Source organism: Paraburkholderia rhynchosiae (assembly GCF_002879865.1).
Taxonomy (GTDB): Bacteria; Pseudomonadota; Gammaproteobacteria; order Burkholderiales; family Burkholderiaceae; genus Paraburkholderia; species Paraburkholderia rhynchosiae.
The window spans coordinates 1-10,608 of the sequence record NZ_PNXY01000071.1 but is presented as its reverse complement, the minus strand read 5'-3'; the positions used below and the strand labels follow the sequence as shown (position 1 = coordinate 10,608).

General features: G+C 63.3%; 4 protein-coding genes and 4 pseudogenes. 4 read left to right on the top strand and 4 right to left on the bottom strand.

The window, feature by feature from the left end; genetic code table 11:
• The 3 genes and pseudogenes from C0Z16_RS36330 to C0Z16_RS38325 all read left to right on the top strand — a co-directional run.
• The coding region (locus C0Z16_RS36330) for a beta strand repeat-containing protein (protein ID WP_244201508.1) at positions 1-5,654 on the top strand (5,654 nt) is incomplete at its 5' end.
• A 218-nt stretch (positions 5,655-5,872) separates the two neighbouring features.
• Positions 5,873-7,225, top strand: coding sequence for a TolC family outer membrane protein (locus tag C0Z16_RS36325; RefSeq protein WP_102636763.1), 1,353 nt, complete (start codon positions 5,873-5,875; stop codon positions 7,223-7,225).
• A gap of 120 nt (positions 7,226-7,345) precedes the next feature.
• Positions 7,346-7,456 (top strand): annotated as a pseudogene (locus tag C0Z16_RS38325) (IS6 family transposase); the annotation flags it as partial.
• Between the two features lie 126 nt (positions 7,457-7,582).
• On the opposite strand, the gene C0Z16_RS36315 reads toward C0Z16_RS38325, so the two are convergent.
• On the bottom strand, positions 7,583-8,686 hold the full coding sequence (locus tag C0Z16_RS36315; RefSeq protein WP_102636762.1) for an extracellular catalytic domain type 1 short-chain-length polyhydroxyalkanoate depolymerase: 1,104 nt from the start codon (positions 8,684-8,686) through the stop codon (positions 7,583-7,585).
• Between the two features lie 42 nt (positions 8,687-8,728).
• Positions 8,729-9,154: a CopG family transcriptional regulator gene (locus C0Z16_RS36310; RefSeq protein WP_102636761.1), complete on the bottom strand. Its 426-nt coding sequence runs from the start codon at positions 9,152-9,154 to the stop codon at positions 8,729-8,731.
• Positions 9,155-9,439: 285 nt separating this feature from the next.
• Here C0Z16_RS36310 and C0Z16_RS39780 point away from each other — a divergent pair.
• Positions 9,440-9,511, top strand: a pseudogene (locus C0Z16_RS39780) (IS6 family transposase); the annotation flags it as partial.
• Between the two features lie 61 nt (positions 9,512-9,572).
• Here the strand turns inward: C0Z16_RS39780 and C0Z16_RS36305 are convergent.
• A pseudogene (locus C0Z16_RS36305) lies at positions 9,573-10,412 on the bottom strand (amidohydrolase family protein); the annotation flags it as partial.
• Positions 10,409-10,608, bottom strand: a pseudogene (locus C0Z16_RS38500) (low specificity L-threonine aldolase); the annotation flags it as partial. The pseudogenes C0Z16_RS36305 and C0Z16_RS38500, both read right to left, overlap by 4 nt.

Sequence of the window (10,608 nt, the reverse complement as noted above, 5' to 3'; positions counted from 1 at the left end):
ACATCACGAACACCGGCGCACTCGGCCTCAGCGGGGTCGAGAGCGGCGCGACCGCCGAATACTCGACCGATGGCGGCTCCACATGGAGCACCGGCTTCTCGGCACAGGAAGGGCTGAACACCCTCGAGGTCCGCCAGACCGATGTGGCCGGCAACGTGTCGGCGGCGACCAGCTTCAGCTTCACGCTGGACACGGCCGCTGCCGCACCCGGGGTGGCACTCGCCACCGACTCGGGCAGCAGCGGCAGCGATCACATCACGAACACCGGCACACTCGGCCTGAGCGGTGTGGAGAGCGGCGCGACCGCCGAATACTCGACCGATGGCGGCACCACATGGAGCACCGGCTTCTCGGCCCAGGAAGGGCTGAACACCCTCGAGGTCCGCCAGACCGACGTGGCCGGCAATGTGTCGGCGGCGACCAGCTTCAGCTTCACGCTGGACACGGCCGCTGCGGCACCCGGAGTGGCGCTCGCCACCGACTCGGGCAGCAGCGGCAGCGATCACATCACGAACACCGGCACACTCGGCCTGAGCGGTGTGGAGAGCGGTGCGACCGTCGAATACTCGACCGATGGCGGCTCCACATGGAGCACCGGCTTCTCGGCCCAGGAAGGGCTGAACACCCTCGAGGTCCGCCAGACCGATGTGGCCGGCAACGTGTCGGCGGCGACCAGCTTCAGCTTCACGCTGGACACGGCCGCTGCCGCACCCGGGGTGGCACTCGCCACCGACTCGGGCAGCAGCGGCAGCGATCACATCACGAACACCGGCACACTCGGCCTGAGCGGTGTGGAGAGCGGCGCGACCGCCGAATACTCGACCGATGGCGGCACCACATGGAGCACCGGCTTCTCGGCCCAGGAAGGGCTGAACACCCTCGAGGTCCGCCAGACCGACGTGGCCGGCAATGTGTCGGCGGCGACCAGCTTCAGCTTCACGCTGGACACGGCCGCTGCGGCACCCGGAGTGGCGCTCGCCACCGACTCGGGCAGCAGCGGCAGCGATCACATCACGAACACCGGCACACTCGGCCTGAGCGGTGTGGAGAGCGGTGCGACCGTCGAATACTCGACCGATGGCGGCTCCACATGGAGCACCGGCTTCTCGGCCCAGGAAGGGCTGAACACCCTCGAGGTCCGCCAGACCGATGTGGCCGGCAACGTGTCGGCGGCGACCAGCTTCAGCTTCACGCTGGACACGGCCGCTGCGGCACCCGGGGTGGCACTCGCCACCGACTCGGGCAGCAGCGGCAGCGATCACGTGACCAGCGCCGGTGCGCTGACGCTTGGTGGTGTGGAGAGCGGCGCGACAGTGCAGTACAGCATCGACAATGGGGCGCACTGGAGCAGCAGTTTCAGCGCTGCGGAAGGCGCAAACAGCGTCCAGATCCGCCAGACCGATGCGGCCGGCAATGTGTCGGCGGCGACCAGCTTCAGCTTCACGCTGGACACGGCCGCTGCGGCGCCCGGGGTGGCGCTCGCCACCGACTCGGGCAGCAGCGGCAGCGATCACGTCACGAACATCGGCACACTCAGCCTCAGTCGGGTCGAAAGCGGTGCGACCGTCGAATACTCGACCGATGGCGGCTCCACATGGAGCACCGGCTTCTCCGCACAGGAAGGGCTGAACACGCTCGAGGTCCGCCAGACCGACGTGGCCGGCAATGTGTCGGCGGCGACCAGCTTCAGCTTCACGCTGGACACCACCGCTGCGGCACCCGGGGTGGCGCTCGCCACCGACTCCGGCAGCAGCGGCAGTGATCACATCACGAACACCGGCGCACTCAGCCTTAGCGGGGTCGAAAGCGGCGCGACGACCGAATACTCGACCGATGGCGGCTCCACATGGAGCACCGGCTTCTCGGCACAGGAAGGGCTGAACACCCTCGAAGTCCGCCAGACCGACGTGGCTGGCAACGTGTCGGCGGCGACCAGCTTCAGCTTCACACTGGACACGGCCGCTGCGGCGCCCGGGGTGGCGCTCGCCACCGACTCGGGCAGCAGCGGCAGCGATCACATCACGAACACCGGCACACTCAGCCTCAGCGGGGTCGAAAGCGGCGCGACGGTGCAGTACAGCATCGACAACGGGACGCACTGGAGCAGCAGCTTCAGCGCTGTCGAAGGCGCAAACAGCGTCCAGGTCCGCCAGACCGATGTGGCCGGCAACGTGTCGGCGGCGACCAGCTTCAGCTTCACACTGGACACGGCCGCTGCGGCACCCGGGGTGGCACTCGCCACCGACTCGGGCAGCAGCGGCAGCGATCACATCACGAACACCGGCACACTCGGCCTGAGCGGGGTCGAGAGCGGCGCGACAGTGCAGTACAGCATCGACAACGGGACGCACTGGAGCAGCAGCTTCAGCGCTGCGGAAGGCGCAAACAGCGTCCAGGTCCGCCAGACCGACGTGGCCGGCAATGTGTCGGCGGCGACCAGCTTCAGCTTCACGCTGGACACGGCCGCTGCGGCGCCGGGGGTGGCACTCGCCACCGACTCGGGCAGCAGCGGCAGTGATCACATCACGAACACCGGCACACTCGGCCTCAGCGGGGTCGAGAGCGGCGCGACAGTGCAGTACAGCATCGACAACGGGGCGCACTGGAGCAGCAGCTTCAGCGCTGTCGAAGGCGCGAACGGCGTCCAGGTCCGCCAGACCGATGTGGCCGGCAACGTGTCGGCGGCGACCAGCTTCAGCTTCACACTGGACACGGCCGCTGCCGCACCCGGGGTGGCGCTCGCCACCGACTCGGGCAGCAGCGGCAGCGATCACATCACGAACACCGGCACACTCAGCCTCAGCGGGGTCGAAAGCGGCGCGACGGTGCAGTACAGCATCGACAACGGGGCGCACTGGAGCAGCAGTTTCAGCGCTGCGGAAGGCGCGAACAGCGTCCAGGTCCGCCAGACCGATGTGGCCGGCAACGTGTCGGCGGCGACCAGCTTCAGCTTCACACTGGACACGGCCGCTGCGGCACCCGGGGTGGCGCTCGCCACCGACTCGGGCAGCAGCGGCAGCGATCACATCACGAACACCGGCACACTCGGCCTCAGCGGGGTCGAGAGCGGCGCGACAGTGCAGTACAGCATCGACAACGGGACGCACTGGAGCAGCAGCTTCAGCGCTGTCGAAGGCGCGAACAGCGTCCAGGTCCGCCAGACCGATGTGGCCGGCAACGTGTCGGCGGCGACCAGCTTCAGCTTCACGCTGGACACGGCCGCTGCGGCACCCGGGGTGGCGCTCGCCACCGACTCGGGCAGCAGCGGCAGTGATCACGTGACCAGCGCCGGTGCGCTGACGCTTGGTGGTGTCGAGAGCGGCGCGACAGTGCAGTACAGCATCGACAACGGGGCGCACTGGAGCAGCAGCTTCAGCGCGGCGGAAGGCGCGAACAGCGTCCAGGTCCGCCAGACCGATGTGGCCGGCAACGTGTCGGCGGCGACCAGCTTCAGCTTCACACTGGACACGGCCGCTGCAGCACCCGGGGTGGCGCTCGCCACCGACTCGGGCAGCAGCGGCAGCGATCACATCACGAACACCGGCACACTCGGCCTTAGCGGGGTCGAAAGCGGCGCGACAGTGCAGTACAGCATCGACAACGGGGCGCACTGGAACAGCAGCTTCAGCGCTGTCGAAGGCGCGAACAGCGTCCAGGTCCGCCAGACCGACGTGGCCGGCAACGTGTCGGCGGCGACCAGCTTCAGCTTCACGCTGGACACGGCCGCTGCGGCACCCGGGGTGGCGCTCGCCACCGACTCGGGCAGCAGCGGCAGCGATCACATCACGAACACCGGCACACTCAGCCTCAGCGGTGTCGAAAGCGGTGCGACAGTGCAGTACAGCATCGACAACGGGGCGCACTGGAGCAGCAGCTTCAGCGCTGTCGAAGGCGCAAACACCGTCCAGGTCCGCCAGACCGACATAGCCGGCAACATATCGGCTGCCACGGTCTGCGCATTCACGCTGGACACAACGTCTCCAGCGAGCCTGTCATGGAGTTACAGCGGGACCAAGCTGACTGCCAGCACCGATGCTTCCAACGTTTGGAAAGTTGGGGTTCACGACAACAGCAATTCAGCTGACTACGCCGCGACGCTGCAGAGCGGCGGAACGTGGACCCTATCGCAATCGGGGCTAAACAATCACAGCTTGACGGTGACTGAGTGGGACCTCGCAGGCAATACCAGGACCTCCACACACGCAGCCCCCGCTGGCATAGCCGGTTCCGAAATCAACCTTGCACTAACCGACCTGTCCAGCCATCCGGCCGACCTCACGGTCACGGTTGCCGGCATACCCTCCGGCTGGCAGTTGAACGCCGGAACCGACCTCGGCAACGGCGTGTGGCTCGTTGCGACGAACCATCTGAGCGCTCTCACGGTCACGCCGCCAGCGTCCTTCGTTGGCGCCACAGTGCTCACAGTGACCGAGAACTGGACCAACGTGGACGGCACCCATGCAAGCGTCACAGTCGCCGACAATGTGGAAGCATATGCAGCAAACTCACCAATCTTCGCCTGGTCGGGCGACGACCACCTGACGGGCTCCGCCGGCCATGATCTGTTTGTTTTCGCGCAACCCATCGGAAACGACACGCTGCATAACCTCGATCTCGCAGCGGACAAGATCGATCTCGTGGGCTTCACTGGCATCACGAGTTTCAGCGACGTCGAGACGCACATGACCGATGATTCGAACGGTAATGCAGTAATAGCATTGGGTGCTGGCGAAACCATCACGGTAACGGGTGTCCATTCCGCTGACCTCACCGGCGACAACTTCGTGTTTGACCAGGAGCCGGTTATGGTCAATTCGGGCGTCATGACGGTGAACGATGGCGCAATGCTTCCCCTCGGCGGGACGATCGACAACGCGGGTACGATCGCGCTCGCGTCAACGGGCGACGGAACCGATATCGAGATCCTGGTCAAGAGCGCATCGCTTGAAGGCGGCGGGCACCTGATGCTGTCCGACGATAGCCACAACGTCATATTCGGTGGCAGTTCCGATGCAACGCTCATCAACGTCGACAACACGATTTCCGGTGCCGGCCAGATTGGAACCGGCCAATTGACGCTCGTCAACGAAGGGACGATTGTCGCCAACGGTACCAACGCGCTCCTGATCGACACGGGAAGCCATGTCGTAGTCAACACGGGCACGCTTGAAGCAACGGGCAGCGGGGGCCTTGTGATTGATAGTGCAGTGGCGAATGCGGGCCACCTGTGGGCCAATAACGGGAACTTGGCGATTCATGGTGATGTGACCGGCAACGGCAGCGCAACGATCAGCGGAGCCGCGACACTCGAGTTCGGCGCTGCATCCACGGAACACACGATCTTCGCCGACGGCGCCACGGGCACGCTCAAGCTCGATCAATCAGCCAGCTTCACCGGTACCGTTTCCGGGTTCGGCGCCGCCAACACCCTGGATCTTGCAGACGTCTTGTGCAACGACCATACGACACTCAGCTTTACGGCCAATGATGCTGGAACGGGAGGCACGCTGGTCGTCAGCGACGGCATTCACTCGGCTCAGATCGCGCTGCAAGGCGGGCTGTCTGCCGCCGGCTTCCAGTTCACGCATGATCAAGGCAGTGGCACCGCAGTGACTTACGGAACGCCATCGCTGCCTCACGTTCAGGAGTATTAGGCAGCCAGCACAACCCGCGAGCAACGCTTGAATCATTCATCGAGCATCGAAAGCCTTCCTCGCGAGTTATATTTCTCAAACGCCTCGGATACGTCAATTGAAAGCGCAACACATCTCCAGTAACATGCGTCGGCCACATGGTTCAGACCATCGCGAATGTCTATTTGTACTTGAGCGACAGTGAACACAGGCCACCGTCGGGTTACAGGGAATCCGCAATGAATAGAAGAAGACCATTGTTAGCCATGCTAGTCCTGGCATCGGCGATTGCGGTTTCACCTTCGCTCGCGGGCGCGCAAAGTCTCCAGGAAGCAGTCGAACAGGCGATAAGAACCAATCCCGAAGTACTCGCCACGACGCATCACAGAGAGGCGGCAGACCAAGGCCTGAAGCAGGCTCAGGCCGGTTACTGGCCCCGCCTGGACGTCGACACGGCCATCGGCAGGGAGCGGCGCGATGACGCGGAGACGCGACTGCTAGGCTTAAATCGGACCACTTTCACGCATAGCACCGCCAATGTCACGCTGTCGCAAATGCTGTTCGACGGCTTCGCGGTCAAAAGCGAAGTGGCGCGGCAAAGCGCGCGCATCGATTCCTCGGCCTATGGGGTAGCCGCCACCGCGGAGGACGTGGCGCTGCGCGTGGTGGGCGCCTACCTCGAAGTGCTGCGCCGCAGGGAGACAACGGCGGCCGCCGAAGACAACATCGAATCCCACCTCCGTATCTACGATCAGATCAAGCTACGCAGCGACCGTGGCGTCGGCCGCCGTGCCGATCTTTATCAAGCGGAAAGTCGACTGGCTTTGGCCCGCGACAATTTGCGATCGGAACAAAGCAGCCTGAAAGAAGCAGAGGTTGCCTACGCCCGTCTGGTTGGCATGCCGCCGGATGCACTTGCCAAGCCGGTGGCACCGGAGAGCGAGTTGCCGCGAACAGAACGTCAGGCGCTGGACACGGCGCTGGCCAACCATCCGTCGCTCGCCGGTGCTGACGCGGACGTTGCTCAAGCCCGGGCACAATACGACGTGGCAAGGTCGGCGTTGTGGCCACGTCTTGATCTGGAGCTCAGCTCGACCCATGACCGGGAGGGCGTTTTGGGGCCAATCAACGATCGCCGCGTCATGCTGCGCCTTCGCTACAACATCTTTCAGGGCGGGGCTGACAAAGCACGAATAGGAGAGACGCACGCCCAGATCCGGGAAGCTGAACAAGTACGTAACCGTACGCGTCTGGACATACAGGAAAGCGTCTCGCTCGCGTTCAATGCGTATCACACGGCACGCGACCGGGTGGTCGTGTTGAAGCAATACGTCGATTCCAGCGCGGCAACTCGGGAGGCCTATTCGTTGCAGTTCGGAATCGGTCAACGGTCGCTACTCGATTTGCTCAATGCGGAGAACGAGTTCTACAGCGCACGCATTGCCTATCTTGGCGGCCAGTATGCGGAGACTGCCAGCGCCTACAGGGTGTTCGCCGGCATGGGGCAGTTGCTGGACATGTTGCGTATTGGGCTGCCGGCAGAGGCTTGGTCATTACACAGCGTACGAATTTCGCTTGTACCGGACCGCTGACATAGTAGTGGAAGGCTGAGACGTCCAACAACACCCCGGCGTGTCGTAGGCGTGCAGTTCGTCGCCGACATCACATGAGCACGCAGTGTTTCAACGAGCGGCTGCAGCAGTGTCGCCGCGCGACGGACCCGCCGTACGCAGGCATTCTTATCGAGCTTCAATCCGATCCGTCAGCACTTCGCGCTCAAGCGACACCTGCGACGCGCCTCACTCTATCGCAAACCGCTCGCCGGGCCGCTTCGTATCCTGACGTGCGCCTCACTGAGAGTCATCTATCGGCCCGCACCTTTTTATTCCTTTCACGGACGGGCTTGCTCCGCATTCCGAGCGGTCGCAATCGCAGGTGCGCAGACCGCATTATCGCCGCTGTGGATGCTCAAGGAAGAATCGCAGCATTTCGGCACTCGCGTCCGGACCAACAGGATCCGTATAGCTGCCGCGTGCATTGCCGCCTGCCCACGCGTGCGGTGCCCCGTGAATCGTCCACAGTTCAGCGTCGACACCGTCCGGGGAAGCCAGCCGCGAGACAGTACAGGCGCGTCGGCCAGCGTCGATCCGGCGCGACTCGCTGCCGTCATGCGGCCGTACCTCGAAGCCTTGAACGAGCTGCGTGGCGTTACTTATGTGAACCGTGGCATCCGCATCACCATGAAAGACGATGATGGGCCGCTTCGGTGACGAGGCTGTGCCTTGCTTCGAAGGCCGCGCCTCGCTGCGGCGCCTGCCGCCTTTCATCGCTGCGAGCGCTGAGGGGAGATCATGCGCACATCCTGCAGGAAGACCCGAATGCACGCCCGCCGCCGCATATAGCTCCGGATACTCGGCGATCATGATTGCCGCCATTGCGCCGCCCGCGGACAGGCCGGCGACATACACGCGCGCGGGGTCGACGTTGTGGGCGGCGATGATTTCGCGTGTTATGCCTGCGATCAATGACGGCTCACCGCGTTCGCAATGTTGATCGTCGGGTTTGAACCAGTTCCAGCACTTCGATGGATTGGCCTGCTGCGGCTGCACCGGATAAGCGACAAGAAATCGATGCCGCTCGGCAAGTACGTTCATCTGTGTACCTGCGGCGAAGTCGTCGGCGTTCTGGGTGCAGCCGTGCAGCATCACAATCAATGGCAGCGGCTCGCCGGTGCTTCCGGCCGGCACATACAGCCGATATTGGCGGCGGCCTGCGGCGTTGGAATACGCGTGCGTGCTGAAATATCCCCGGTCTTCGACGTCAATGCGGGGTTCCGGCGCGTTGAAGGTTGCGGCTTCTTTTGTCGTCGGCGCTTCGAACGGAAAGGTGACGGCTTGCGGCGTTGCGGCCCACGACGCCTTTCTGTTCACGGCGCCATCGGTCTTCCCACGCAGGCTGCGTTGTATCGCTTTTGTAGCTTCCGCGGGGCCGCGAGTACGCAGCAAAGTCATTGCTTCGCGCATCGAGTTCAGGAAACCTTCATCAAGTTTCATCGTAATTTTCCAGTTGGGTGTTGCGTATTGGGCGTCGCGCAGTTAGTGGATTCTGTCCGCGAGCGCTGTCTTGACGGCCGGCGAGGCGTGAAAGGCTCCCAGGACCACGACACTTTCGATGGTCGCGAGCGCGAGTTCGGGCGTGACGTCGGCAGCAATGCTGGCCAGTCCCAACACCTGAATGGTGAGACGCTGGTGCGCGGCACGAACTGCCTCAAGCTCCTGCCGCGAAAAATGCTGCAGCCCGAGCACAAACGCGCGGCGGCTCACCGTTTCCTGGACAACCTGCGCGTGCAGCGCCAGCTGGTTGCGAATAGCGGTTCTTATCAGGTCAGTCCGGTTCGAATAGAAGCCTTCCTGCACGAGCAGATCTATTTGCCCTAGATCGACGGGGCCGAGGTTGATGGTGATTTTTTCCGACTCGCCGCCCTTAGGGCGGGTGATACTCAGCGATGCGCTTTTTTCCATTTTCCATCCCGGGACCATCCAATGGGATGGTTATAGGCTAATTTTCGTCGCACTGCAAGATCTAATGTGGGTGTCCGCTGACGCTGTCGTGAGAATCCGGAGAGTCTTTATAGGATTGGCAAGGGTGGGGGAGCCCGCTGGGACCATCCTGCGAACCGGCGCAGCCCTGCGTCCCCAGACCGCACTCTTGCCGAGCCTCTACTGGTTTAGCCGGCCGTCGCGGAGTGCGACGAAAGTGCCAGACCAGGCTCTGGCCTGAGGTAGCTGCCAACGGCGACCCGGATTCGGATTGTCACCGACCAGTTGCGCAGCTATCCGGCCGCAAAGGCCGAGGTGCCGGAGCTGGCCGGACTGCAGCAATTTGAGGGCGTTCAGTCGCGGCGGCAAGCTGGTTCGTCGGATCCCCGAAACCGTAAAGTCTCGCGGGGTTATCTACAAGGATCTGACGGCGGGTGGACGCGCATTCAGTCCATCGGTTCAGACCAGCAACGAGGTTTGATGGCTGTGGACCGGGCCTCATTGACGTATGTGGCCAATCGCTGCCCCAGACCAGGCGATCCGGAGCAACACTGATCCAGTGTTGCGCTATGGCGTCCATATCCGAAAACGTGCCGGCCTCGCCGATCAGTGAGTCGAGATAAGGTGCAGACAGCTTGAGCCACGCGCGACCGGTCGTCAGCCATCGTTCGACAAGTCGTCTGGCAGGGTGCGCTAGTCCAGCCTGCACTGGCAGGCGCGCCAGATGATCGAACACGAACTCGTTAGGAATGCGATCCAGCAAATCGCTGTATTCGACGATCTGGGCGGCAGTCCAGTGCAACTGTAGATGCCAGCCGAGCTCATGCACCCGGTGGCTCAACCTCTCGACCATTTCAAAACTGGTGGGCGCATCATTGGGTGTGTAGAGCGTGAACCGGATACCGCGGATGCCGCCGGCGTTTAGCGCGTCGAGTTCGCCATCGGTGATGTCTGGCCGGATGGTCGCGATGCCGCGTGATCGGTCGATGCCTAGCTGGCGTATAGCATCGAGCGTGACAGTGTTGTCTACATCGTAATTTCGCGGGGTGACAATCACCGTGCGAGTCGTTCCGAAGCTCGGCTGAACGCGCCGGTAGTCGTCAACGGTTGTTGGAACCGCCGACATATCATCAGCAGCAAGCGTCTGCCTGAACCTGGTGTCGAAGATATGGATGTGCGCATCGCAAGCGTCGGCGGGCACATGGTGCTGCACTCCGGTTGAAGCGGCCTGTGTGTTCATACCTGCCCCCGCTTTTCTAACACCTGTGCGAACGCATCGACGGTGTGACTGATATCGGCATCGTCAATATGGCGATGGGTCACGCACCGGATAGTTTTTTCGCCCCACGGACGAGTCAGTACGCCCAATTCGGCTAGCGCTTTGACCCATTGATGGCTGGACATTCCTGTCCCCCCGACCTGTACCTGCACGATAT

Bases quoted from the DNA above. Each gene is read 5' to 3' on its own strand.
- C0Z16_RS36325 (WP_102636763.1), top strand. From the start codon at position 5,873: ATGAATAGAAGAAGACCATTGTTAGCCATGCTAGTCCTGGCATCGGCG.
- C0Z16_RS36315 (WP_102636762.1), bottom strand. From the start codon at position 8,686: ATGAAACTTGATGAAGGTTTCCTGAACTCGATGCGCGAAGCAATGACT.
- C0Z16_RS36310 (WP_102636761.1), bottom strand. From the start codon at position 9,154: ATGGAAAAAAGCGCATCGCTGAGTATCACCCGCCCTAAGGGCGGCGAG.